The sequence below is a fragment of the Streptomyces sp. NPDC000983 genome (assembly GCF_040299205.1).
Lineage (GTDB): Bacteria > Actinomycetota > Actinomycetes > Streptomycetales > Streptomycetaceae > Streptomyces.
The window spans coordinates 157,685-183,049 of sequence record NZ_JBEPBM010000008.1; the positions used below are offsets into that span (position 1 = coordinate 157,685).

General features: G+C 73.6%; 20 protein-coding genes and 1 tRNA gene. 15 read left to right on the plus strand and 6 right to left on the minus strand.

Translation table 11 applies throughout. The features are described 5' to 3' along the window. Positions 1-88: 88 nt before the first annotated feature. The 9 genes from ABT296_RS11920 (at position 89) to ABT296_RS11960 (ending at position 16,281) form a co-directional block, all read left to right on the plus strand. On the plus strand, positions 89-697 hold the full coding sequence (locus tag ABT296_RS11920) for a small secreted protein (protein WP_351925935.1): 609 nt from the start codon (positions 89-91) through the stop codon (positions 695-697). Between the two features lie 46 nt (positions 698-743). Next, positions 744-2,261, plus strand: coding sequence for a DUF7059 domain-containing protein (locus ABT296_RS11925; protein WP_351925937.1), 1,518 nt, complete (start codon positions 744-746; stop codon positions 2,259-2,261). 508 nt (positions 2,262-2,769) lie between these two features. Beyond that, the gene (locus tag ABT296_RS11930; protein WP_351925939.1) at positions 2,770-2,967 is read left to right on the plus strand and encodes a hypothetical protein; all 198 of its coding nucleotides are present in this window, start codon (positions 2,770-2,772) and stop codon (positions 2,965-2,967) included. Positions 2,968-3,213: 246 nt separating this feature from the next. After that, positions 3,214-6,036 carry a type I DNA topoisomerase gene (gene topA / locus ABT296_RS11935; RefSeq protein WP_351925941.1) on the plus strand — a complete coding sequence of 941 codons (2,823 nt, stop codon included), beginning with the start codon at positions 3,214-3,216 and terminating at the stop codon, positions 6,034-6,036. 175 nt (positions 6,037-6,211) lie between these two features. Then, entirely contained in the window at positions 6,212-9,523 is a 3,312-nt protein-coding gene (gene tmk / locus ABT296_RS11940) for a dTMP kinase (protein WP_351925943.1), read from the plus strand. A 147-nt stretch (positions 9,524-9,670) separates the two neighbouring features. Next, a complete protein-coding gene (locus ABT296_RS11945; protein WP_351925945.1) occupies positions 9,671-10,876 on the plus strand; it encodes a DNA polymerase III subunit delta' in 1,206 nt (401 codons plus the stop codon). 115 nt (positions 10,877-10,991) lie between these two features. Beyond that, positions 10,992-12,614 carry an alpha/beta hydrolase gene (locus ABT296_RS11950; protein ID WP_351925947.1) on the plus strand — a complete coding sequence of 541 codons (1,623 nt, stop codon included), beginning with the start codon at positions 10,992-10,994 and terminating at the stop codon, positions 12,612-12,614. A gap of 107 nt (positions 12,615-12,721) precedes the next feature. Continuing rightward, positions 12,722-12,795: transfer RNA gene (locus ABT296_RS11955), tRNA-Thr, on the plus strand. Positions 12,796-13,239: 444 nt separating this feature from the next. Then, complete coding sequence (locus ABT296_RS11960; RefSeq protein WP_351925949.1) at positions 13,240-16,281, plus strand: AfsR/SARP family transcriptional regulator; 3,042 nt, start codon at positions 13,240-13,242, stop codon at positions 16,279-16,281. Positions 16,282-16,329: 48 nt separating this feature from the next. Here the strand turns inward: ABT296_RS11960 and ABT296_RS11965 are convergent, their stop codons facing one another. Continuing rightward, the gene (locus ABT296_RS11965) at positions 16,330-18,015 is read right to left on the minus strand and encodes a bifunctional 3'-5' exonuclease/DNA polymerase (protein ID WP_351925951.1); all 1,686 of its coding nucleotides are present in this window, start codon (positions 18,013-18,015) and stop codon (positions 16,330-16,332) included. A 332-nt stretch (positions 18,016-18,347) separates the two neighbouring features. On the opposite strand from ABT296_RS11965, the gene ABT296_RS11970 reads away from it, so the two are divergent. After that, positions 18,348-19,451, plus strand: coding sequence for a DUF2786 domain-containing protein (locus tag ABT296_RS11970; RefSeq protein WP_351925953.1), 1,104 nt, complete (start codon positions 18,348-18,350; stop codon positions 19,449-19,451). A gap of 18 nt (positions 19,452-19,469) precedes the next feature. Here the strand turns inward: ABT296_RS11970 and ABT296_RS11975 are convergent, their stop codons facing one another. From ABT296_RS11975 to rpmB, 4 genes are all read right to left on the minus strand, one after another. Next, positions 19,470-20,012, minus strand: coding sequence for a DUF4232 domain-containing protein (locus ABT296_RS11975; RefSeq protein ID WP_351925955.1), 543 nt, complete (start codon positions 20,010-20,012; stop codon positions 19,470-19,472). A gap of 172 nt (positions 20,013-20,184) precedes the next feature. Then, a complete protein-coding gene (locus ABT296_RS11980; protein WP_351926112.1) occupies positions 20,185-20,649 on the minus strand; it encodes a hypothetical protein in 465 nt (154 codons plus the stop codon). A 290-nt stretch (positions 20,650-20,939) separates the two neighbouring features. Next, positions 20,940-21,245: a 30S ribosomal protein S14 gene (gene rpsN, locus ABT296_RS11985; RefSeq protein WP_351925957.1), complete on the minus strand. Its 306-nt coding sequence runs from the start codon at positions 21,243-21,245 to the stop codon at positions 20,940-20,942. Beyond that, entirely contained in the window at positions 21,245-21,481 is a 237-nt protein-coding gene (gene rpmB, locus ABT296_RS11990) for a 50S ribosomal protein L28 (RefSeq protein WP_351925959.1), read from the minus strand. The genes rpsN and rpmB overlap by 1 nt, the downstream gene beginning before the upstream one ends. Before the next feature lie 62 nt (positions 21,482-21,543). Between rpmB and rpmG the strand changes: the two genes are divergently transcribed. The 5 genes from rpmG (at position 21,544) to ABT296_RS12015 (ending at position 24,550) form a co-directional block, all read left to right on the plus strand. Then, complete coding sequence (gene rpmG, locus ABT296_RS11995) at positions 21,544-21,708, plus strand: 50S ribosomal protein L33 (RefSeq protein WP_046260352.1); 165 nt, start codon at positions 21,544-21,546, stop codon at positions 21,706-21,708. A 3-nt stretch (positions 21,709-21,711) separates the two neighbouring features. After that, complete coding sequence (locus ABT296_RS12000; protein WP_351925962.1) at positions 21,712-21,975, plus strand: type B 50S ribosomal protein L31; 264 nt, start codon at positions 21,712-21,714, stop codon at positions 21,973-21,975. Then, a complete protein-coding gene (locus tag ABT296_RS12005) occupies positions 21,975-23,099 on the plus strand; it encodes a CobW family GTP-binding protein (RefSeq protein WP_351925964.1) in 1,125 nt (374 codons plus the stop codon). Before ABT296_RS12000 ends, ABT296_RS12005 begins: the two co-directional genes overlap by 1 nt. A 5-nt stretch (positions 23,100-23,104) precedes the next feature. Beyond that, complete coding sequence (rpsR, locus tag ABT296_RS12010; RefSeq protein ID WP_351925966.1) at positions 23,105-23,338, plus strand: 30S ribosomal protein S18; 234 nt, start codon at positions 23,105-23,107, stop codon at positions 23,336-23,338. A gap of 945 nt (positions 23,339-24,283) precedes the next feature. After that, positions 24,284-24,550 (plus strand): DUF397 domain-containing protein, encoded by a 267-nt coding sequence (locus tag ABT296_RS12015; protein WP_351925968.1) that lies wholly within the window; start codon positions 24,284-24,286, stop codon positions 24,548-24,550. Between the two features lie 109 nt (positions 24,551-24,659). On the opposite strand, the gene ABT296_RS12020 is transcribed toward ABT296_RS12015, so the two are convergent. Further along, positions 24,660-25,208, minus strand: coding sequence for an ATP-binding protein (locus ABT296_RS12020; RefSeq protein ID WP_351925970.1), 549 nt, complete (start codon positions 25,206-25,208; stop codon positions 24,660-24,662). Positions 25,209-25,365 lie beyond the last annotated feature (157 nt).

Genomic DNA, 25,365 nt, shown 5'->3' on the forward strand with positions numbered 1-25,365 from the left:
GCCGTGAGCCTTCTCTCGCCTGGTGCGAAAGGCCACGAATAGTCCCTTTTCGGACGTCCGGAATGCGGGTGTACGCCATCCGCCGTGTATGTTCCGGGGCCGAGAGCCATGTGAAGGGACCAAACCGGTGAACAAGAAGCTCGCGGCCGCACTGTCCGGCGGTGCGGTACTGGTACTGGCGCTGTCGGGATGCAGCAGCGACGACGGCGACGACAAGCTGGACGCCTGGGCCAAGCAGGTCTGCGACAGCGTGAAGCCGCAGGCGAAGAAGATCGAGGCCGCCAACGCCGCGATCCAGAAGGAGACCTCCGACAACAGCACGCCGGAGGCGGTCCAGAAGACCGACTCGCAGGCCTTCCAGGACATGTCCGACGCCTACAAGGCGATCGGCACGGCCGTGAACAAGGCGGGGGCGCCGGACGTCGAGAACGGCGCGAAGAAGCAGCAGGACGCCGTCAAGGAGCTCAACGGCATCTCCGCGTCCTACGCCTCCCTGAAGAAGCAGGTCGACGACCTCGACACCAAGGACCAGGCGAAGTTCGCCGAGGGCCTCAAGGACATCGCCACCGAGCTGAACAAGCTGAGCACCAGCGGCAGCAACGCGCTCAAGGCGCTGGAGGAGGGCGAGGTCGGCAAGGCCATGGCGAACCAGGCCAGCTGCCAGGCGGGCGCCGGGGCGACGTCCGCCGCGAGCTGACGCCGAGCGGCCGCGGCGAGCGGGCGGCGCGGGTCACAATGGGGGCGTGAGTACCTCCAGGCTGCCCGCTCTGCCCGCAACCGACCACCCCGAAGTCGCCGCACGGCTGCGCCAGGCGCTGCTCGGGGCCTCCTTCACCGCCGACGGACTGCTCGACCTGCTCGGCGCGCCCGCCTACGCGGCGCTGGCCCGCAGCGAGACCGTCCCCGCGCTCCGGGCGACACGCGGGGACACGCCGCTGGAGACGCTCGTGCGCCTCTTCCTGCTCCAGCAGCCGGTGCCGTACGCGCGCGTGGCCGGCGTCCTTCCGGCCGACGAGGCCCTGGAAGCCGGGTGGCTGGTGCGCGCCGGGGACGACGAGGTCGCCGCGACCGTCGACGTACGGCCCTACGGCGGGCCCGGGGGCGAGGACTGGTTCATCGTCTCCGACCTCGGCTGCGCGGTCGGCGGCGCCGGCGGCATCGGCAGCAGCGAGGAGGGCGTCGTCCTCGGGGTCGGCGGTGCCTCCACGACCCTCGCCGGCATCACCGTCCGCACCCCCGTCTCCGCCGCCCTCGATCTCGGCACCGGGTCCGGCATCCAGGCCCTGCACGCCGCCCAGCACGCCACGCGCGTGACGGCCACCGACCTCAACCCGCGCGCCCTGCACATCACGGCGCTGACGCTCGCGCTGTCCGGCGCGCCCGCCGCGGATCTGCGCGAGGGCTCGCTGTTCGAGCCGGTCCGCGACGACGAGACGTACGACCTGATCGTCTCCAACCCGCCGTTCGTGATCTCGCCCGGCGCCCGGCTGACCTACCGGGACGGCGGGATGGGCGGGGACGATCTGTGCCGCTCGCTCGTTCAAGGGGCGGGGGAGCGGCTGAACGAGGGCGGGTTCGCGCAGTTCCTCGCCAACTGGCAGCACGTCGCGGGGGAGGAGTGGCAGGACAGGCTGAGGTCGTGGGTGCCGCGCGGGTGCGACGCGTGGATCGTCCAGCGCGAGGTGCAGGACATCACGCAGTACGCCGAGCTGTGGCTGCGGGACGCCGGGGACCACCGCGGGGACCCGGCCGCGTACCAGGCGCGTTACGACGCCTGGCTCGACGAGTTCGAGGCGCGCAAGGTGAAGGCCGTGGGCTTCGGCTGGATCACCCTGCGCAGGACGGGCTCCGCCGTGCCCTCGATCACGGTGGAGGAGTGGCCGCACCCCGTCGAGCAGCCCCTCGGCGACACGGTCCGGGCGCACTTCGCCCGGCTCGACTACCTGCGCGCCAACGACGACGCCGCCCTGCTCGAAGGGCACTTCCGGCTCGCCGCCGAGATCGTCCAGGAGCAGGTCGGGCTGCCCGGCGCCGAGGACCCCGAGCATGTGGTGCTGCGCCAGAACCGCGGGATGCGCCGGGCCACCAAGGTGGACACGGTCGGCGCCGGTTTCGCGGGCGTGTGCGACGGCTCGCTGAGCGCCGGCCGCATCCTCGACGCCATCGCCCAACTCGTCGGCGAGGACCCGGTGCTGCTCCGCGACCGCACGCCCGCGCAGATCCGCCTGCTGGTGGAGCAGGGGTTCCTGGACCCGGCGTGACCCCGGCGGCGCCCGCATCCGACCGGCGTCGGCACGGCGTGGGCGACCCTCCCCGGTTTTCCTCGGTCCACCTCGGTACGGCGGAGTAGGCGGCGGTACGGCAGGTTCCGCAAGAGAGGGGTGTCGTATACGGCGCCCCTCTCCCGATTGCGCCCGAGGGCGCGCGCCGGGTTCGGCCGGAACGGTTCTGACACTCGGGGAAATGGGCTTCGGGAAGCCGCCCCGGAACGCGATCATGCGGTGCGGCAAGAAACGGACCGGGACGCGTTCGCACCCGGCGAGAAGCCGCCGCCGTCGTCGGCCGACCTGAAGTCGACCGGAAACAAGCCGTGCCGGGGCGCTCCCGGCGCGGGCCGTGAGCGGTGCGCGCGGACTCTCCGGGCGGCCGGGCTGAGCGCACAGCGGCGTCGGCCGTGCGTTCACCTCGGGTTCGCCCGGACGCCGCCCGCGCGTGTCAGCCTCGCGGGGCTGAGGCGTGCGCGGAGCGGAGAAAAGGGGCAGGAACGCCATGGAGAGCGGACCGGCGATCTTCACGGGGCTGGTGTTCGCCCTGTTCGGAGCAGGGCTGCTGGTGTGGACGGCGGCCCGGGCCCGGCACCGCGAACCGGTGGCCGACGGTGTGAACCCCGTCGCATCGGCGACCCTCGCCGGCCTCGCCGGAACGCTCGCGCTCGCCCTCGCCGCATGGTGCTTCACCCGCCTGTGAGAACCGTGTCGGAGCTGCGGCTCCGTTAATCGGTAGCTGCTCTTCCGGAAAGGCTCGAAAAGGCCGGTGGGCACTCCGGGCGGCAGGAATGGCGGTAGTCGGGTTACCGTTCGAGTGGCCGTTGCGGGCTTTTCCCGTTTGACACGGGGGCGGGATGTACCGTCACACTCCGCAGCGTCACCATGACCCGACCCCCGGGAGCAAGGCCTGGGGAGGCCCCAGCGTCGACCGGAGAGAAGAGCGAAGTTGTCCCCGACCAGCGAGACCGCGAAGGGCGGCCGCCGACTCGTCATCGTCGAGTCGCCTGCCAAGGCGAAGACGATCAAGGGCTATCTCGGCCCCGGATACGTTGTCGAGGCGAGCGTCGGGCACATCCGCGACCTCCCCAGCGGTGCCGCGGAGGTGCCCGAGAAGTACACCGGCGAGGTCCGGCGCCTCGGTGTGGACGTCGACCATGACTTCGAGCCGATCTATGTGGTCAACGCGGACAAGAAGGCTCAGGTCAAGAAGCTCAAGGACCTGCTGAAGGAGTCGGACGAGCTCTTCCTCGCCACCGATGAGGACCGCGAGGGCGAGGCGATCGCCTGGCACCTCCAGGAGGTGCTCAAGCCCAAGGTCCCGGTCAAGCGGATGGTCTTCCACGAGATCACCAAGGCCGCGATCCAGGCCGCCGTCGCCAACCCGCGCGAGCTGAACCAGAAGCTCGTCGACGCCCAGGAGACCCGCCGCATCCTCGACCGCCTCTACGGCTACGAGGTCTCGCCGGTCCTGTGGAAGAAGGTCATGCCGCGGCTGTCGGCCGGGCGTGTCCAGTCCGTCGCCACCCGGCTCGTCGTCGAACGGGAGCGCGAGCGCATCGCGTTCCGCTCCGCCGAGTACTGGGACCTGACGGGCACCTTCGCGACCGGTCGCGCCGGGGACTCCTCGGACCCGTCGTCGCTGGTCGCCCGGCTCCAGACGGTCGACGGCCGCAGGGTCGCGCAGGGCCGTGACTTCGACTCCCTGGGGCAGCTCAAGGGCGCGAACACCCTCCACCTCGACGAGGCGAACGCCCGCGCGCTGGCCGCCGCCCTGGAGCAGACGCGGTTCGCGGTCCGCTCGGTCGAGTCCAAGCCGTACCGCCGCTCGCCGTACGCGCCCTTCCGTACGACGACCCTCCAGCAGGAGGCCAGCCGCAAGCTCGGCTTCGGCGCGAAGGCCACCATGCAGGTCGCCCAGAAGCTGTACGAGAACGGCTTCATCACCTACATGCGTACGGACTCCACGACCCTGAGCGACACGGCCGTCGCCGCGGCCCGGGCCCAGGTCACGCAGCTCTACGGCGCCGACTACCTGCCGTCCGCCCCGCGCACCTACGCCGGGAAGGTCAAGAACGCGCAGGAGGCACACGAGGCGATCCGACCTTCGGGTGATCGTTTCCGCACGCCCGCCGAGACCGGTCTGACCGGCGACCAGTTCAAGCTCTACGAGCTGATCTGGAAGCGGACCGTCGCCTCCCAGATGAAGGACGCGACCGGCAACAGCGTGACCGTCAAGATCGCCGGCACCGCCGCCGACGGCCGGGACGTCGAGTTCAGCGCCTCCGGCAAGACGATCACCTTCCACGGCTTCCTGAAGGCGTACGTCGAGGGCGCCGACGACCCGAACGCCGAACTGGACGACCGTGAGCGCAGGCTGCCGCAGGTCTCCGAGGGCGACGCCCTGTCGGCCGAGGAGATCACCGTCGACGGCCACGCGACCAAGCCGCCGGCCCGTTACACCGAGGCCAGCCTGGTCAAGGAGCTCGAGGAGCGCGAGATCGGCCGCCCGTCGACGTACGCGTCGATCATCGGCACGATCCTCGACCGTGGCTACGTCTTCAAGAAGGGCACGGCCCTGGTGCCGTCCTTCCTCTCCTTCGCCGTGGTCAACCTGCTGGAGAAGCACTTCGGGCGGCTCGTCGACTACGACTTCACCGCCAAGATGGAGGACGACCTCGACCGCATCGCCCGCGGTGAGGCCCAGTCCGTGCCGTGGCTCAAGCGGTTCTACTTCGGAGAGGGCACCGGTGCGGGCGGCGCCGCCGACGCCGGCAACGGCGACGGGGACCACCTCGGCGGCCTCAAGGAGCTGGTGACCGACCTCGGCGCGATCGACGCGCGCGAGGTGTCCTCCTTCCCGGTCGGCAACGACATCGTGCTGCGGGTCGGGCGCTACGGCCCGTACATCGAGCGCGGCGAGAAGGACTCCGAGAACCACCGGCGCGCGGACATCCCGACCGACCTGGCGCCCGACGAGCTCTCCGTGGAGATGGCCGAGGAACTCCTCGCCAAGCCGAGCGGCGACTTCGAGCTGGGCGCCGACCCGGTCAGTGGCAACCAGATCGTCGCCAAGGACGGCCGTTACGGCCCCTACGTCACCGAGATCCTGCCCGAGGGCACGCCGAAGACCGGCAAGAACGCCGTGAAGCCGCGTACGGCCTCGCTGTTCAAGTCGATGGCGCTGGACACGGTGACCCTCGACGACGCCCTGAAGCTGATGTCGCTGCCGCGGGTCGTCGGCGCCGACGCCGAGGGCCAGGAGATCACCGCGCAGAACGGCCGCTACGGGCCCTACCTGAAGAAGGGGACGGACTCGCGGTCGCTCCAGGCCGAGGAGCAGCTCTTCACGATCACCCTCGAAGAGGCGCTGGAGATCTACTCCCAGCCCAAGCAGCGGGGCCGGGCCGCCGCCAAGCCGCCGCTGAAGGAGCTGGGCACCGACCCGGTCAGCGAGAAGCCGGTCGTCGTCAAGGACGGCCGCTTCGGGCCGTACGTCACCGACGGGGAGACCAACGCGACCCTGCGCTCCGGCGACAGCGTCGAGGACATCACCCCGGAGCGCGGCTACGAGCTGCTCGCCGAGAAGCGTGCCAAGGCGCCCGCGAAGAAGACGGCGAAGAAGGCCCCGGCCAAGAAGACCGCCGCCAAGAAGGCCCCGGCCAAGAAGGCGACGGCCGCGAAGAAGACCGCGGCGAAGAAGACGACGGCGACCGCCAAGAAGACGGCCGCGAAGAAGGCGACGGCGGCCAAGCCGGCCGCGGACGACTGAGCCCACCGCTCGCGCGCGGCTGCTTGTCGCTTCCGCGGCTCGGTTCGGGTTCGGGTTTCACAGGCTCGCTCGCGCTTCGCGAAACGAACGCCCCGGCATCACTCTTTGGTGTCGGGGCGGCCGTACGTTCGGGCGCACCCCGCGAGCTGTCGGCGGCTGCCGATAGGCTGAAAGCATGACGCCTGCCGAGCAGCCAACGGCCCCCCACACGGCCCCCGACGAAGCCCTGGCGGCGGACTCCCGCGAACGTGCAGTCCGTGCCCTGCTGCGCCGACCGCAGCTGAGGCGGTTGTGGAGCGCACAGCTGGTGGGTGGCGTCGGTGACGTCCTCGCCCTGCTCGTGCTGGTCCTGCTCGCCCTTCAGGCGGCCGTCGCCGAGGGCTCGTTCGGCGGCGGCTACCGCGGTGCGGCGTTCGCAGTGGCGACCGTCTTCGGGACGCGGATCCTCGCGACCCTGCTCTTCGGTGCCGTCCTGCTGGGTCCGCTCACCTCGCTGACCTCCCCGGAGGGCCCGCTCGACCGACGCTGGACCATGGTCGGCGCGGACGGACTGCGCGCCGCGCTGCTCATCGTCGCGCCCCTGTGGATCGACTGGACGCCGGACAACGCCCTCGCCCTGCTGCTGGTGACCGTCTTCGTCACCGGGGTCGCCGAGCGCTTCTGGGCCGTGTGCCGGGAGAGCGCGGCACCCGCGCTGCTGCCCGCTCCGCCCCCGGAGGGCGCGACGGTACGGCCGCTGCCGGACCACATGGACGCGCTGCGGCGCCTGTCGCTGCGCACCGGGTTCCTCGCGGTCCCGCTCGCGGGCGCGGCGCTGGTCACCGCCGCCCTCTTCAACAACCTGCTGGGCGCCGGCATCGACTGGTTCGGCCAGCACCAGGCCGCACTCCCCTCGTACGTCGCGGCCGGGCTGTTCGCTGCCTCCCTGTCCGTGGTCACCTTCCTCGAACTCCCCGACACCCGCACCCCGCGCGCGCGTTCCCCGCTGGAGGGACTGCGCCGGCCCAAGACGGGCACCGGGGTGGACAAGGGCCGTACCGGCGCGATCCCGCTGCTCGTGCCGGCCTGCGCGTCCGTCGCGGGCGCGGTGTCGGCCGCGGTCGCCGTGTCGGTGCTGCACGCCAAGGACCTCGGCGGCGGCCCCGTGCTGTACGGCCTGCTGGTGCTCGCGCTGACCGGCGGAGTCGTCGTCGGCGTCCGTACGGCGCCCAGGACGCTGGTGTCGCTGTCGCGGCGGCGGCTGCTCGCCCTCGCCATCGCGCTCACCGGTCTGGCGCTGCTGGCCGCCGGGCTCGTCCCGGACGTCACCACCGTGCTGCTGGTCGCCGCGCTGGCCGGCGTCGCCGCGGGCGTGGCGGCCAACACCGGCCACACCCTGCTCGACCAGGAGACCGAGGAATTCCGGCGCCCGCGCACGACCGAGCATCTGCACGCCGTCGTACGGGTGTTCGTGGCGCTCGGGGCGGTCCTCGCCCCCCTGGTGGCCGCCGCGATCGGCCCGCACCGGCTGGAGAGCGGCCGGTTCGTCTTCGCGCACGGCGGTGCCGCGTTCACGCTGATGCTGGTCGGCGCGCTGCTGCTGCCGGTGGCCGCGCTGGTGCTCGCCAAGGTCGACGACCGGTCCGGGGTGCCGCTGCGGCACGACCTGCGCGACGCGCTGCTCGGCGGCGACGACCCCGTGCAGGTGCCCGCGGGGACCGGCTTCTTCCTCGCGCTGGAAGGCGGCGACGGCGCCGGCAAGTCCACCCAGGCCGAGGCGCTCGCCGAGTGGATCCGGGCCAAGGGCCACGAGGTCGTCGTGACCCGCGAGCCGGGGGCGACGCCGGTCGGCAAGCGGCTGCGGTCGATCCTGCTGGACGTCTCCAGCGCCGGGCTCTCGCACCGCGCGGAGGCGCTGCTGTACGCCGCGGACCGCGCCGAGCACGTCGACACGGTGGTCCGCCCCGCGCTGGAGCGGGGCGCGGTGGTCATCTCCGACCGGTACATCGACTCGTCGGTGGCCTACCAGGGCGCGGGGCGCGATCTGTCGCCGACGGAGATCGCCCGCATCAACCGCTGGGCCACCGCGGGACTGGTGCCGCATCTGACCGTGCTGCTGGACGTCGACCCGGAGACCGCGCGCGAGCGGTTCACCGAGGCGCCGGACCGGCTGGAGTCGGAGCCGGCCGAGTTCCACGCGCGCGTGCGGTCCGGTTTCCTGACGCTGGCCGCCGCCGACCCCGGGCGCTACCTGGTGGTCGACGCCGGCCAGGAGCCCGAGTCGGTCACCACCGTCATCCGGCACCGGCTGGACCAGGCGCTGCCGCTGTCCGAGGCCGAGATCCGGGCCCAGGAGGAGGCGCGGCGCAAGGCGGAGGAAGAGGCCCGGCTGCGCGCCGAGGAGGAGGCGCGGCGCAAGGCCGAGGAGGAGCGGCTGGAGCGCGAGCGCCAGGAGCAGCTCGCCCGGCTGCGCGCCGAGGAGGAGGAGCGCAAGCGCCGCGAGCTGGAGGAGGCGCAGCGCCGCGAGGCCGAGCGGCAGGCGGAGGAGGCCCGGCAGCGTGCCGAGGAGGCCGCCCGCCGCGCCGAGGAGGAGCGGCTGCGGCTGCTCGCCGAGGAGAAGGCGCGCGCCGAGGAGGAGGCCCGCCGCAAGGCGGAGGAGGACCGTCGGCGCCGGCAGGCCGAGGAGGAGGCCCGGCTGCGCGCCGAGGCCGAGGCGCGGCGCCTGGAGAAGCAGCGCAGGGCCGAGGAGGCGCTGCTGCGTGCCGAGGAGGCGCGTCGGCTGGCCGAGCGTGCCGCCCAGGCGGCGGAGACCGGCCCGAAGCCCACGCCTCCGGCGGCTCCGGCCGCGCCCCAGGACGCGGCGACGGTGCCCACCCCGGTGGTGAAGCGGGAGGACGTCGCTCGGGGTGCCGGGGGTTCCTCGGGTGCGCCGCGTTCCTCTGGTCCGGCGGCCGACGAGACGGCGGTTCTGCCGCGCGTGGGTTCGGCGCCCTCGGACGCCGAGATCACCGCGGAGCTGCCGCAGGTGGAGGCGCCGAAGAAGGACGGCGGGGCGCCGGGTGCCGCGGACGAGACGGCGGTGCTGCCTCCGGTACGGCCGTCCGGGGCGAAGGACGACGCCACCACGGTGCTGCCCAGGGTGGGTTCCGGTGCGGCGGACGAGACGGCGGTGCTGCCTCCGGTACGTGACGCGGGCCCCGCGGACGAGACGGCCGTACTGCCTCCCGTACGCGGTGAGGGTCCCGCGGACCGGGTTCCGCCGGGGTACTTCCGCGACGAGCGGCAGGGCGACCCGGCCGACCAGGCCGACCGGACCCGGGAGCTGCCCCAGGTGGACCCGCAGGGCCGTGACGCCCAGGGTCCCGCTTCCAAGGCGCGTCGGCGTGGGCGGCCGCGGTCCGACTGGGCCGAGGAGACGCCGCTGGACGATCTGCCGTCGCTGGCGGACGAACTGCTCGGCCCGCGGGACGACGAGCACGACGACGACCGCGGGCGCGGCCGGCGCTGACGTCCGGCACCGGCCGCTCCGTTCGGAGCCCTGAACGGAACGGCCGGTCCCGCTCGCATGGGCCCCGGCTCGGCGTCCGGGTTGTCAGTGCCACCCCCCACAATGGATGGCGTACCGCGACATGGGGACGGAAGGGCGGCGCAGGACATGACCGTGTGGGACGACCTGGTGGGGCAGGAGCGGGTGAGCGAGCAGCTCACCGCCGCTGCCCGGGACGCCGACGCCCTGGTCACCGCGGCCGCCTCCGACGCCCCGCCCCCGGAGGCGTCGAAGATGACGCACGCCTGGCTGTTCACCGGCCCCCCGGGCGCCGGCCGGACCCAGGCGGCGCGGGCCTTCGCCGCCGCGCTCCAGTGCGTCAGCCCCGACCGCGCCCTCGGCGGCGCCCCGGGCTGCGGCTTCTGCGACGGCTGCCACACGGCGTTGATCGGCACGCACGCCGACGTCAACACCGTCGCCGCCGTCGGCACCCAGATCATGGTCGCCGACATGCGGGACACCGTCCGCAAGTCGTTCACCTCACCGGCCAACGGCCGCTGGCAGGTGATCCTCGTCGAGGACGCCGAGCGGCTGAACGAGAAGTCCGCCAACGCCGTCCTGAAGGCGGTGGAGGAGCCCGCCCCGCGCACGGTGTGGCTGCTGTGCGCGCCGTCCATCGAGGACGTGCTGCCCACGATCCGCTCCCGCTGCCGCCACCTGAACCTGACGACACCCTCGGTGGACGCCGTCGCCGACATGCTCGTGCGGCGGGAGGGCATCGAGCCCGCAGTCGCGGCCGCGGCGGCCCGCGCCACCCAGGGGCACGTCGACCGGGCCCGCCGACTGGCCACCGACCCGGCGGCCCGTGAGCGCCGGGCCGCCGTGCTGAAGCTGCCGCTCAGGGTCGACGACATCGGCGGCTGCCTCAAGGCCGCCCAGGAACTGGTCGACGCGGCGGCCGAGGACGCCAAGCAGCTCGCCGAGGAGATGGACGGCAAGGAGACCGAGGAGCTGAAGGCGGCCCTCGGCGCGGCCCAGGGCGGCCGGCTCCCGCGCGGCACGGCGGGCGTGATGAAGGACCTGGAGGACAAGCAGAAGCGCCGCCGTACCCGGACCCAGCGCGACAGCCTCGACCTCGCCCTGACCGACCTCACCGCCTTCTACCGCGATGTCCTCGCCCTCCAGCTCGGCTCCCGGGTGGCCATCGCCAACGCCGACGCCGAGGACACCCTGGAGCGGCTGGCCCGCGGCGGCTCCCCGGAGTCCACGCTGCGCCGTATCGAGGCCATCGGCGCCTGCCGCGACGCCCTGGACCGCAATGTGGCACCGCTGCTGGCGGTGGAGGCGATGACCATGGCACTGAGAGCCGGCTGACCGCCCGCCTGCTCCTCCGTCGCCCACGATCAACGCAGGGTTGACCAGGTCATCCGAACGAGCAGGTACCTGCACGGAGGGCATCCGTACGGCTGCGCAGAGTTACGCTCGACCGATGCAGATCAGGCGCCCCCACCCGACCCGTGACCCCGGCGGCCGGTCACGTCGTCCGCACGCCCGCCCCCACCCGCACGGAGTCCGCGCCGCCGGAGTCCTCCTCGCCGTCACCGCCCTGGTGGTCCCCGCGTGCTCCACGGGCGGGTCGACGAGTTCCGCGAGCCCGGCGGCGCAGGCGGGGCTCGCCGCGCTGCCGCAGGCGACGCCGGACGCGCTCGCGCCGTACTACGGGCAGAAGCTGAGCTGGCGCGGCTGCGGGGTGCCGGACTTCGAGTGCGCCACGCTCAGGGCCCCGCTCGACTACGCCGAGCCGGCAAAGGGCGAGGTCAGGCTGGCCGTGTCCCGGAAGAAGGCCACCGGGCCCGGCGAGCGGATCGGGTCGCTGCTGGTCAACCCGGGCGGGCCGGGCGGCTCGGCGGTCGGCTACCTCCAGGCGTACGCCGGGATCGGCTACCCGGCCGAGGTCCGGGCCCGCTACGACATGGTCGCCGTGGACCCGCGGGGCGTCGCGCGCAGCGAGCCCGTGGAGTGCCTCGACGGGCCGGACATGGACACGTACACGCAGACCGACCTCACGCCCGACGACGGTGCGGAGCGGTCGGCGCTGGTGGACTCCTACCGGACGTTCGCGGAGGGCTGCGGCGCGGACTCGCCGAAGCTGCTGCGCCATGTGTCCACCGTCGAGGCGGCCCGGGACATGGACATCCTGCGCGCGGTGCTGGGGGACGGGCGGCTGAACTACGTGGGGGCGTCGTACGGCACCTTCCTCGGCGCCACCTACGCCGGGCTCTTCCCGAAGCGGGCGGGCCGGCTGGTGCTGGACGGTGCCATGGACCCGTCGCTGCCGGCCCGGCGGCTGAACCTCGACCAGACGGCGGGCTTCGAGACGGCGTTCCGGGCGTTCGCGCGGGACTGCGTCCAGCAGCCGGACTGTCCGCTGGGCAAGAAGGCCGACGACGTCGGCGACAACCTCAAGGCGTTCTTCGAGGAGCTGGACCGCAGGCCGATCCCGGCCGGCGACGTCGACGGCCGCCGGCTCGGCGAGTCGCTCGCCACGATCGGCGTGATCGCGGCGATGTACGACGAGGCGGCGTGGGCGCAGCTGCGCGAGGCGCTGACCTCGGCGATGCGGGACAACGACGGCGCCGGCCTGCTGTTCCTCGCGGACAGCTACTACGAGCGGGACGCCGACGGCGGCTACTCGAACCTGATGTTCGCCAACGCCGCCGTGAACTGCCTGGACCTCCCCGCCGCCTTCGACGGGCCCGAGCAGGTGGAGGCGGCGCTGCCCGCCTTCGAGAATGCCTCCCCGGTCTTCGGCGAGGGGCTCGCCTGGGCCTCCCTGAACTGCGCCTACTGGCCCGTCGCCCCGACGGGCGAACCGCACCGCATCGAGGCGAAGGGCGCGGCGCCGATCGTGGTCGTCGGCACCACCCGCGACCCGGCGACCCCGTACCGCTGGGCCCGCTCCCTGGCCGCCCAGCTCTCCTCGGCCCGGCTCCTGACCTACGAGGGCGACGGCCACACGGCGTACGGCCGGGGCAGCGACTGCATCGACCGCACGATCAACGCGTACCTCCTGCGAGGGACCCCGCCGACGGACCGCAAGCGCTGCTCGTAGCCACCCCACCAGCCCCGGAATCACCCCCTCCGGGGCTGGTGCGGAGCACCTCCGGAAACTGTGTAGACTTACCGACGTTGCTGATCGCACCATGGTGCCGACAGCGCGCCGCCTTAGCTCAGATGGCCAGAGCAACGCACTCGTAATGCGTAGGTCTCGGGTTCGAATCCCGAAGGCGGCTCTACTGAAACCCCAGGTCAGATAATTCTGACCTGGGGTTTTTGCGTGCGGAGAAAGAGGGTGGAGGGTGGACGCGGGTCCCGGTCGTTCACCTCTGTCGACCGGGACCCGGGTGCGTCCCCGGATCCGGCCGCGGCGGTAACACTCCCCCGAGCAACGCGTCCTACGCGCGCACCGTCGGGCCAGATCCGATGTGCTGATCAGATCAGGCCGCACCAACGGATCGCTAACATGTGGCCAACGGTTCTCCGGGCCGTCGTCGACCGATTGGCGTGAATTCGTCGGGGCGATCTTGTCGGACGGCCGGAAGATTAGCGGATCCCTGCGGGTTGGCCGTCGGGGAAGGTGGCGGAATACCGCCGTCCAGGGGCGGAATCCCGCCATGGACGGCCGGGCTGCGCCGAGGTGTGCACCCGGACGGGCGGGTGGGAAGGCAAAGGGCGTCGTGAAGCGGTGCGAGCTGCGCTTCGGACTGCTGGGGCCGCCGGTGCTGTACGACCACGGCGGTGACGGCGCCGTGGCCCTTCCCGTCGGCAGTCCCAAGGTGCGGGCCCTGCTCGCCGCCCTGCTGCTCGAAGCCGGCCGTACCGTCTCCGTCGAGTCGCTCAAGGACGCGCTGTGGGGCGGGGCACCGCCCGCCTCGGCACACGCCTCCCTGCACAACCACGTCACCCGGCTGCGCCGGCTCCTCGACGACCCCGCGCGGCTGCGGGCCGTCTCGCCCGGGTATCTGCTGCGCGTCGACGACGGCGAGCTGGACGTGCACGTCTTCGAGACGCACCTGGCCGCCGCGCGCGCCGCCCGCACCGCCGGGGACTGGCGCCGCACCCTGTGCGAGTGCACCGCCGCGCTGGCCCTGTGGCGCGGCACACCACTGGGCGGTCTCCTCGACGGCCAGGGCGGCCACGACGGGCTCGGCGCCTACGACGGCCTGGGCGGCCACGCGTTCGTCGAGCGCCTGCGGGAAGCGCGGCTCCTCCTCCTGGAGTGGCGCTACGACGCCGAGTTGGCCCTGGCCGAGGACCGACCGGACGCCCTGCTGCCGGAGTTGTCCGCCCTCGCAGCCGAACACCCCTTGCGGGAGGCCTACCACCGCCAGCTGATGCTCGCCCTGCACCGCGACGGGCGCCGTGCCGAGGCCCTCGCCGTCCACCGTGACCTGCGGCAACGGCTGCTGGACGAGCTGGGGGTGGAGCCGGGGACCGCGGTCCGCGAGGCGCACCTGGAGGTGCTGCGAGGAGCGCCGGAGGAGGCCGACACGGGGGAGAGCGACACGGGGGAGGGCCGCCGCGGCGCCGCCGATCCGGCCACCGGGACCCGGGCGCGCCCCGGTCCGCGGCCCGCTCAACTCCCGCCGCAGCCGGCTCACTTCACCGGCCGGACCATCCTCGCCGACCACGTCCGGCGCACGCTCACCGAGCACGGCCCGACCGTCACCGTGCTCACCGGCATGGCCGGCATCGGCAAGAGCGCCCTCGCCCTGCACATCGCCCACGCCCTCACCGGCCGCTTCCCCGACGGCCAGCTCTACGTCAACCTGCACGGCGCCACCCCGGGCGTCGCCCCGCTGACCTCCGCGCAGGCCCTCGCCGCCCTGCTGCGGGACGTCGGCGCCGACCCGCGCTCGGTCCCCGAACACCCCGACGCGGCCGCCGCGTTGCTGCGGTCCACGCTCGCCCCGACCCGCACCCTGCTGGTCCTGGACGACGCCGCGAACGCCGCCCAGGTCCGTCCGCTGCTGCCCGCCGGGCCCGGCTGCGCCGTGATCGTCACCAGCCGTTCCTCGTTGGCCGCCCTCGACGGCGTCCGGCGCTTCCCGCTCACCCCCCTGTCCGACGAGGACAGTGCCGCGCTGCTGCGGGCGGTGTCCGGGCGGGACGACGGGATCGACGCCGGGCACCCCCTGGTGCGGCTCACCGGCCGGCTGCCGCTCGCCCTGCGGGTCGTCGCCGCCCGGCTGGCCGCCCGCAGCGCCCTCACCCCCGAGGTCCTGGCCGGCCAGCTGACCGCCACCGAGGGCCGGCTGCACCACCTGGAGTACGACGACCTCAGCGTCCGCAGCTCCCTGGCCGTCGCGCACGACGCGCTCGCCGCCTCCGACCGCGAGGCCGACCGGGACGCCGTCCTCGTCCTGCGCCGCATCGGCGCGCTCGACCTGCCCGAGTACGGCGCGCCCCTGTTGGCCCGGCTCAGCGGCATCGGCCCCCGGCGCGCCGAGGACGCCCTCGACCGGCTCGTCGACGTGGCGCTGCTGGAGGAGGGCGCGCTCGGCCGGTACGTGCCGCACGACCTGGTCCGCGACTTCGCCCGCGAACTGGCCGGCACCCCCGACGGCACGGCCGTCGCCGAGGCCGCCCTGAACTGGTACGCGGCCCTCGCCGAGCACACCCTCACGGCGATCGTCGAGCCCGGCCTCGACCAGGACGACCGGCGCCGGCCCACCCCCTGCCAGCCCGCCGAGCACGCCGCGCACCTCACCGGCACGCACCCCTTCGACGGCCCCGAGGCCGCCTTCGCGTGGGCCGACACGGAGCTGGAGAACATCGTCGCGCTCGCCGAGCGGTACGCCGACGCGCCCGACACCCGGATCGCCTCCCGCGTCAGCACCCTGCTCAGGCTGATCTTCCCCTGCCTCCAGCGCGGCGGCCGGGTCGCCGAACTGGAGGCACTCGGCCAGGCCGCCCTGCGGGTCGCACGGCGGCTCGGGGACGAGGCGGCCGAGGCGTACGCCCTCGGCGACCTGGCCGGCGTGCACTTCCTGACCGGACGCCAGAACGAGGCCCTCGCCCTCACCGACCGGGCGCTGGCCATCTGGCGTCGGCTCGGCGCCGACTCCTGGATCCGCCGCTGCCTCAACAACCGGGGTCTGCTGCTCGAAGGACTCGGCCGCCACGAGGAGTCGCGGCGCGCGCTGCGCCAGAGCCTCGCCCACTCGCGGCGGCTGAACGACCCGTACGGCCAGGCCGTGACCCACAGCCACCTCGGCAACCTGTACGAGCACACCGACCCGCGGGCCGCCATCGAGCAGCATCGCCTCTCGCTGGCCATCGGCGAGACGATCGGCAACGTCCTCGTGCAGGTCTACGCCCGCTGCAACATCGGCTACGCCCATCTCACCCTCGGTGAACCCGCCGAGGCGGCACCGCACTTCGAGGAGAGCCTGCGCGTCCTCGTCGACCAGGGCGACTGGCACGGCGAGTCGCAGACCCGGCTGGGGCTGGTCCGCTCCCTGCGGCTGCTGGGCCGTACCGAGCGGGCCGACCGGGAGTGCGCGGAGCTGCTGCGCCTGGCCGACGGCCGCGCCGACCGCTACATCGGCGGTCTCGCCCGCCACCAGCACGGACTCCTGCTCAGGGAGGCGGGGCACGTCGAGGAGGCGGACGCGGCCTGGCGGACCGCCCTCGACGCGCTGGAGGGAACCGACGAGAAGGCGGTCCTCGCCGAACTGACCGCGCTGCTCGCCGAACGGCCCGCCGACCGTGTCTGATCACTTCGCGTGGGCCATGCCTGATCACTTCGCGTGGGCCATGTCCGATCACTTCGCGTCGGCATAGCACTTCACCACCGCCGTGCTGAACGGGAACCGCACCGGTGTCTCCCCGAACGTCAGCCGTCCCGCCAGCGCGGCCGCCTGCCGTATCGCCGCGGCGACCGCCTCCGCCTCCCCCTCGGGACAGTGCACGATGACCTCGTCGTGCTGGAAGAAGACCAGCTCGGCCGCCATGTCCGCGCAGGACCGGCGCAGCGCGGCGAGCATCAGCAGCGCCCAGTCGGCGGCGCTGCCCTGGACGACGAAGTTGCGGGCGAAGCGGCCCCGTGCGCGGGCGTCGGTGGAGGCGTAGCCGGGCACCCACTGCTGACGGTCCTCGGAGTCGTCGCCGGCGACGGGGATGCCCGCCTCCTCCGCGCCCTCGCCCGAACCCGCCGCGGGCGGACAGGTCCGGCCCAGCCAGGTGCGCACCAACCGGCCCTCCGTACCGGCACGCGCAGCGTCGTCGACGTAGGCCACGGCGAGCGGGAAGCGGCGGCGGAGCGCGGCGAGGTTCTTCAGGCCGTCGCCGGAGGTCTGGCCGTAGACCGCGCCGAGCACCGCGAGCTTGGCCTGGTCGCGGTCGCCGGAGAAGGCCCGGTCGGACACCGCCTGGTAGAGGTCGCCCGGTCGTCCGGCCACCTCCATCAGGCCGGGATCGCGGGAGACGGCGGCCAGGACACGCGGTTCCATCTGGTCGGCGTCGGCGACCACCAGCCGCCAGCCCGGGTCGGCGACCACGGCACGGCGGATCACCTTGGGAATCTGCAGCGCACCACCGCCGTTGGTCACCCAGCGCCCGGTGACGGTGCCGCCCGCGAGGAACTCGGGCCGGAACCGCCCGTCGCGGACCCAGTCCTGGAGCCAGGACCAGCCGTGGGCGACCCAGATCCGGTACAGCTTCTTGTACTCGATCAGCGGGGCCACCGCCGGGTGGTCGAGGGACTCGAGCTCCCAGCGCCGGGTCGAGCGCACCTTGATGCCGGCCTGCCCGAAGGCGCGGACGACGTCGGCGGGCAGATCGGGCCGGACCCGGCGTCCGAAGGCGGCGGACACCTCGTTGGCCAGTTCGGCCAGGCGCCGGGGCTCGCCGCCGCCCGCGTACCGGTCGCCGAGCAGTTCGTGCAGCACCCTGCGGTGGACGTCCGCGCTCCACGGCAGCCCGGAGCGGTTCATCTCGGCGGCGACCAGCATCCCCGCCGACTCCGCCGCCGTCAGCAGCCGCATCCGCTCCGGGTGCTCGGCCTTGTCGTGCCGGCGCTGCTGCTCGGCGTAGACGGCCAGCAGGTCGGCGAGCGGGACGTGCTCCGCCCGCGGTTCGAACAGGGAGTCCTGCGCGCCCGGTTCGGCGGATCGCTGGGGCGGGTCGGGCGGTACGGGTCCGCCGCGCAGCCGGGCCAGGGCGGCTGCCGCGGAACGGGGTTCGCCGTACCGCCCCTCGTGGCCGAGCAGGAGGGTCTCGGCGTCCTCGATGTCGTAGCACCGCTCCACTCGCACCCCCGTGGCGAGCAGGCGCGGGTAGACCTCGGCGGTGGAACGCCAGACCCAGCGCGCGACCTCCGGCCTGCCGCGCACCGCCGCGGCGAGGTCCGGTTCCCGCACGACCGGCCCCGCGGGCAGCCCGTCCGGGCCGAGGGGGGCGAGCTCCACGCCGCCGTCCTCGGCCGGTGCGAGAGCCCACCGGTCGGTCATGCTCGTGAGTCTGACAGGGGGGTCTGACAACGGCCCCGGACGCCGGGCGGGGCTTGATGTCCGGACGGCCGTGGACGGTGTGCGGGGCTCGGCGGTCGGACGGTCCGGACGGCCGCCTCGGCGAACCGACGTCCCCCGGATCGACCGGCTGGCCGGCCTCGGCGAACCGACGTCCCCCGGATCGACCGGCTGGCTGGCCTCGGCGAACCGACGTCCCCCGGACCGGCTGGCCGGCCTCGGCGAACGGGCGCTTTGCACAACCGGCGGCGCCCCCCGCAGGCCCTCTCACGGCCGGCCGCCCCCGTCGCGGCACCCCGTGACACCATCCTCCCGTGACCAGCACTCCCCGCACCGTCGACCTGGCGTTCGAAGCCGCGCTCCACACCGACTCCGACACGGCCCTGGACACCGGTGCCTCCCTGCTCGCCGCCGACCCGGGCGCGGACGCGGAGCTGGAGCGCAGGGGCCGGGAGTTCGTCGCCGCGGCCTGGCGGCGTGGCTGGCAGCCCGCCGACGTCGTACGGATCGTCCGCCGCGACCTTGACGACGTACACCTGCGCCTGCTGGGCGCCCTCGTGCACGCGCAGGCGCCGGACGACGTCGTGCGCGGCCCCCGCTGGCGCGCGCAGCTCGACGAGCTGGACCCGGCGCCCGCGCCCCGCGCAGACCGCTTCACGCACGCCACCGCGGTACTGGAGCTGTACCGCCTGCTGCTGCGCCTGCCGTCGCTCGAACCGCTGGACGAGCCGCAGCGTTCCCGCGCGCCCGAGTCCCGCATGCTGACCCGGATCCGCGCGCTGCTCGCCAAGGCGGAGGGGACCGGCTTCCCGGAGGAGGCGGAGGCGCTGACCGCCAAGGCGCAGGAGCTGATGGCGCGGCACAGCGTGGACGAGGCCCTGCTGTCCGCCCGGGCGCCCGCCCCCGACACGCCCGGCGCCTGCCGGATCGGCGTCGAGGCGCCGTACGAGCAGGCCAAGGCGGTGCTGCTGGACGCGGTGGCCGGCGCGAACCACTGCCGCGCCGTGTGGAACGAGCCCCTCGGCTTCTCCACCGTCGTCGGGTTCGAGGGCGAGCTGGAGGTCGTCGAGCTGCTCTACACCTCGCTCCTCGTCCAGGGGCAGACGGCGATGACGAAGGCGGAGGCGGCCCAGCGCGCGGGCGGCCGCAAGCGGACCAAGACGTTCCGGCAGTCGTTCTTCGCCGCCTACGCCCACCGCATCGGCACACGCCTCGCGCGGGTCGCCGAGACCCAGGTCAGCGACGACCTGCTGCCGGTGCTGGCCTCCCGGGAGGTCGCCGTCACGGCCCGGCTGGACCGGATGTTCCCCGAGACCACCACGACCCGGCTGCGCGGCGTCACCGACGCGGCAGGCTGGAACGAGGGGGCGGACGCGGCCGACCGCGCCCAGGTGAAATCCCGCCGCCCGCTGGACTGAGCGGCCGCGCCCACGGGTTCAGTCGCCCTGCTGGAACCCGCTCACCGTGGCGTCCGGCTGCTCGCCCTTGAGCGCGACCTCGCCGTACGACCACGGGAAGCCGTGCGTGGCCGGGGCGCCCGGCAGGGCGAACTCGGCCGTCTTCACGGCGAGGCTCTGCGCGCCGCCCTCCTCGCCGCGCACGTAGGTGACGGTGAAGGAGGTGACGCCGCCCTCGGCCAGCGTCTGCTTGCGCGCCGTGGCCGCCGCGTCGGGTTCCACGTCCGCCGATGCACCGTCCGCCTTCAGCGCCACGGCGGGCAGGCCGTCCAGGACGCAGGCGGCGCCCTTGTTGGTGAGGGTGACGGGCACGTTGCCGGTGTCCCCGGCCGCCGGGGCGGCGTTGGCGGGGCCGACCTGCACGTCCAGGTCGTCGATCACACAGGCGGCCGCGGCCCCCGAGCCGCGCGACTTCTGCCCGCCGTCGCCGTTGGCGCCGTCCTCGTCGCCGCTGTCGCCGCAGGAGGTGAGCAGAAGGGCCGCGGCGAGAGCTGCGGCGAGGGGGAGTGCGGTGGCGCGCATGTGGTGTCCTCTGGGCGTGCGTGACGGATCGCTGCATCGATCATCACGCATACGGCTGTGCGCCGGTTGCCCCAACCCTGTGACCTGCCGCGCCTGTCGCGTGCCGAGCGTGTCGGACATGGTGCGCGGGTCGGACCGGCCGGGCGTGTCGGACCGTCGCGACGGTCCGGGGCTACTGTCCGAGACCCGCCGTGGGCAGCCCGGAGGGCAGGGTCGCGCCCTCCGCCTTGCGGTACGTCTCGGTGCCGAGGCCGCTGTCCCAGGTGACCTTCAGTGTCTCCTCGTCCACGGAGTCGACGGTGCCGCTCGCGCGGTCGTCGTTCTCCTCGCCGCAGGTCAGCTCGATCTTCTCGCCCACGGTCCCGCTGCACACGGTCCCGCCGGTCGCGAAGAGCGCGGCCTTGCTGCCGGTGACCATCAGGGCCACGGCGTCGCCGTCGGTCGTGGCGAGCCAGCTGCCCTCCAGGCCGCTCACGGGGGACGCCGTACCGCCGCCGCTCCCGCCGCTGTCGGCGTCCCCGGTGGCCGACGGCGCGGCGCTCGCGCTGGGCGCGGAGTCGTCGGAGGAGCCGCCGTCACCGCACCCGCCGAGCACGAGCACACCCACGAGCCCCGCGGCCCCCGCCACGGTCCGCATCCGCCTGCGCGCCACGCGCGCGTACGTCGCCGAAGTCACTGCAAGCCCCCAGGGTGGCCGGATCGGTCGCTACGACGCCAGAAGCTACCAGCCCGTAACCCCGACCAGAACGCCGACGACCCCACGGTCGGCAACCACCCCGGGTGCCCACCGGTCCCGGTGGCGGCGATCACCCCCGGTGGTCTCCGGCCGGGGCGGCGGCAATCACCCCGGTGGTCACCAGCCCCGGCGGCGGCAGCCACCCCGGCGGCCACCGCCCACAGCGCCGACAACCACCCCGGACCCACCGCCTACCAGGACGACTTGCGCACCCCCGGCAGATATCCCGCGTGCGCCTGCTCGCGCAGGGAGACCCGGGACAGGCCGAACGCCCGGAAGTAGCCGCGCGGGCGCCCGTCCACCTGGTCGCGGTTGCGTACGCGCGTGGCGCTCGCGTCCCGCGGTTGGCGGCGCAACTCGCTCTGCGCGGCGAGCCGTTCGGCGTCCGTCGAGGAGGGCCGTCGGATGATCTCCTTCAGCTCGGCGCGCCGAAGGGCGTACCGGGCGACGATCTCCTGCCGCCGTCCGTTCTTCGCGATCTTGCTCTTCTTGGCCATCAGACACGCACCCCACGCGCGCGGATGCGCGCGACGGCCGCCTCGACGCCGATGGCGTCGACGGTCCTGATGCCCTTCGCGCTCAGCCGCAGCCGCACATGGCGGCCCTCGCTCGGCAGCCAGTACCGCTTGGACTGGACGTTGGGGTCGAACCGGCGCGGGGTGCGCCGGTGGGAGTGGGAGATGTGGTTGCCGAAGCCGGGCCGGGCGCCGGTCAGCATGCAGTGGGCGGACACGGGTGACGCACCTCTCTCGAAACGGTTATGCAAATGGAAGTCGTTTTCATTAAGGTATCAGCATGGCTCGCAACGAACTCCGCCCGGTCATCAAGCTCCGGTCCACGGCCGGCACCGGCTTCACGTACGTCACCCGCAAGAACCGCCGCAACGACCCGGACCGGATGACCCTGCGCAAGTACGACCCGGTCGCCCGCCGCCATGTCGACTTCCGAGAGGAGCGCTGACCCGTGCGCAAGGGAATCCACCCGGACTACGGCCCCGTCGTCTTCCGCGACCGCGCGGCCGGTTACGCCTTCCTCACCCGCTCCACGCTCGCCCGCGCGGCAGCGGACGGCGGGCGGACGATCGAGTGGGAGGACGGCAACACCTACCCGGTCGTGGACGTCGAGATCTCGAACGTCAGCCACCCCTTCTACACCGGCACCGCGCGCGTGCTGGACACCGCGGGGCGCGTCGAGCGCTTCGAGCGCCGGTACGGAAAGCAGGACTGATGCTCCCCGTCGTGATCGTCGGCGGACTGCACGCCGACGCCCGCAGGGCCGCCGTCGACCGGCTGCTCGCCGAGGTGCCGGGTGCCGTCGTGCTCCACCACGACCTGGCCACGGCAGCCGCCGGCACGGTCGTACGGACGGTCCGTGACGCCACCGGCCTGTGCGAGGCCGCCGAGACGCCCCTGGTCAACGACTGCGCCTGCTGCGCGCTGCGCGAGGATCTCGTCCCGGAGCTGAGGCGCCTCGCGGACGCCGGATCCGCCCGGCTGGCGGTCGTGGAGCTGTGGGACTCCGTCGAGCCCAAGGCGATGGCGGAGGTCGTCGTCGCCGGCGGCCTCACCGTCACCGGCGTGGTCACCGCCGTCGACCCGGCGCTGCTGCTGCCGTACCTCGGCAACGGCGACGACCTCGCCGAGCGGGGCCTGGCGGCCGCCGCCACCGACGGGCGCACCGTCGCCGACACCTTCGCGCGCCAGCTGGAGTACGCCCCCGTCCTCGCCCTGGTGGAGTCCGCGGAGGCCGACGACGAGGACCGCGCCCTGCTGGCGCAGCTGCACCCGACGGCTCGCCGGGTCGTGATCGGCCACGGAGACCTGGCGGGCGCCGTCCTCGCGGGCTTCGACACCGAGGCCGCGGCCGCCGCCCAGCACCCCGCCTGCGCGCTGCTGCCCGCCGAGGCCGACGCGCACGGCGTGTCCACGCTGGTCTGGCGCCGCCGCCGGCCCTTCCACCCCGGGCGGCTGTACGCGGCGCTGGAGGACCTGACCTGCTCGGCCGCCCGCAGCCGGGGGCGGTTCTGGCTGGCCGACCGGCCGGACACGCTCCTGCACTGGGACGCGGCCGGCGGCGCCCTGTGCGTGGAGGGCGCGGGTCCCTGGCTCGCCTCGCTCCCCGACGCGGCCTGGGAGACGGTCCCGCCGGTGCGCCGGGCCGCCGCCGCGCTGGAGTGGCACCCCGAGCACGGCGACCGCTGCCAGCACCTGGTCTTCACCTCGCCCGGCCTGGACCGCGACGGTCTCGCCCGGCTGCTGGAGTCCTGCCTGCTGACCGACGCCGAGTACGCCGCCGGGCGCGACGCCTGGAAGCGGCTGCCGTCCGCCTTCGACACCTTCCTGGAGGTCTGACCGACATGCCCCGCAAGAGCGAACGCCAGCCCGTCAGGAACCGCCCCAACCCCCTTGACCGGGCCGGGGTCGAGTACATCGACTACAAGGACACCGAGCTGCTGCGGCAGTTCGTCTCCGACCGCGGCAAGATCCGCGGCCGTCGCGTGACGAGGGTGTCGGCCCAGCAGCAGCGACAGCTGGCGAGGGCGATCAAGAACGCCCGCGAGATGGCGCTGCTGCCGTACGCGTCCCGGTGATCCGAGCGGGGCCGCGCAACTCCGGCCCCGCCGGGTGATTCGGCCGGGGCCCCGGCCCCGCCCGGCGATTGGGCAGGGGCCGCACACCAGGGCCTCGCCCGCGAGTCGGCGCGGAGGCCGGCCCCCTCGGCCCCTCGGCCCCTCCGAAGACGCCACGGCAGACCGCACCCGTCCTCCAGGAGCGCAACGGCCGACAGCGCCCCCACCCTCCGGCCCCGGCTCCGCTCCCCGACGTACGGCACCGGATCCATCCGTACGAGCGGTTTCGGCGCGGTCGTCCGAGGGCACCCGGCGCGCTGCCGGACCGTATGCCCGACGATGACCCGACATGGGCACCGCATCCGAGGGCGACCTCAGAGGCCCCGGCGTCGACCGGCTCCTCCCGCACCACTCGCCGACGTCCGGCGCGCACGGGCCGGACGCGGGTCCCTCGCGCGGTGGCAGATGCCAGGCGCACAGGCCGTTCGACGCCAGGTCGGACACCACCGCCGTGCGACCTCGGCGCCCTCCCCGTGGACCGGCCCCCGCGCTGCCGCCGGGGTGGGGGGCGCGCGACTACGACATCGAGCGGATGCCGATCGTCCGCCCGACGGACAGCGGTGCGGACGGTTCCGCGGACCGGACCGTCTCACCGGGGTTGGAACAGGAACGGCGTGGTACGCGTCTGTTCCTAGTGCACGGAGGATTCGATCCGGACGATCGGGCTCGCCGACGTACGGAAGAACATGGACGGGGGACGGCGTTGGTATGTCCTGCGGGCTCCGGGAAGCGGCCGGAACGGCTTCGCTGAAGCGCACGGCGGCTGTAACCACAGGAACACCCCGCGTGCACGTGCATCTGCCCGTGCATACGCTCATGCATCTGCACATGAACAGGGTTATGATCCGGGTCAGTTGACCAATGCATCAATGGCCTCACCAGCCAGTGCACACCGGGGAGCGACCTGTGGACCACGACGTGTACGACGTTGACGCGTCCGGCGTGTACAACGGCATGGCCGCGACTCGGCTCAGCGGTGTCGCCTGGCAGAAGAGCCGGCACAGCAACTCGCAGGGCTCCTGCGTGGAGTTCGCCCGGCTGCCCGGCGGTGATGTCGCCGTGCGCAACTCGCGTTTCCCGGACGGTCCGGCGCTCGTCTACACACGCGCCGAGATCGAGGCGATGCTCCTGGGCATCAAGGACGGCGAGTTCGATCACTTGATAGCGGGCTGACACCCGGTCGGGCAACTCGCGGAACCTTTCCGGCAATTCGCGCCCGCTACGGGATGTGTCCGGTCGATTACGCGCGTAGAACCGCGGCGCCGTGAAGCGCCGCGGTTCGTCATTCGGCGAGGCCGGGTTGCGGCTCGTGCGGCAGCCGGAACAGTGCCCAGACCACCTTGCCGTTGAGCGTCCCGGCCAGCGGGTGCCAGCCCCAGCTGTCGGCGAAGGAGTCCACCAGGAACAGTCCGCGGCCCGACTCGGCCGAGAAGTCGTCCGAGTCCTGCGCGACAGGGCTGTCATGACTGGGGTCGCGCACCGCGCATACCAGCCGCTCCGTCCACCGCATCAGGTGCAGCCGCACGGGCGGCGTCTGCTCGGGCACGCGCGCGTGGGCCGCCGGGTCGCAAGGAGCGGTGCGCCGGCCCTCGGCCGAGGAGTTCCGGTGTGTCAGGGGCAGACCGTGCCGCAGCGCGTTGGTGACGAGTTCGGACACCACCAGACAGACGTCGTCGAAGCGCTCGCCTATGTCCCACTGGTCCAGTGTTCTTCGGGTGAACTGCCGGGCCTCGCGCACCGCTTCGTAACGAGCGGGGAGAGCGCAGGAGGCGGCGTTGGACACGGCCGCGGGATCAAGCGGCGGAAGGCCCTGCCGTAACGGCTCGAGCATGGTCGATCCATTCGTCCCCATGCGAGGCACTCCCGGGAATTCGCGGTCGTTGCGATGCAGCGGTTGCGCGGGACCATGGTTTCGGATGCGTACAGCAGATGCAAGGGCAGATGCACGTGCACCTGACCGAATTGACCTCTCCCGTACCGCTTGTTGG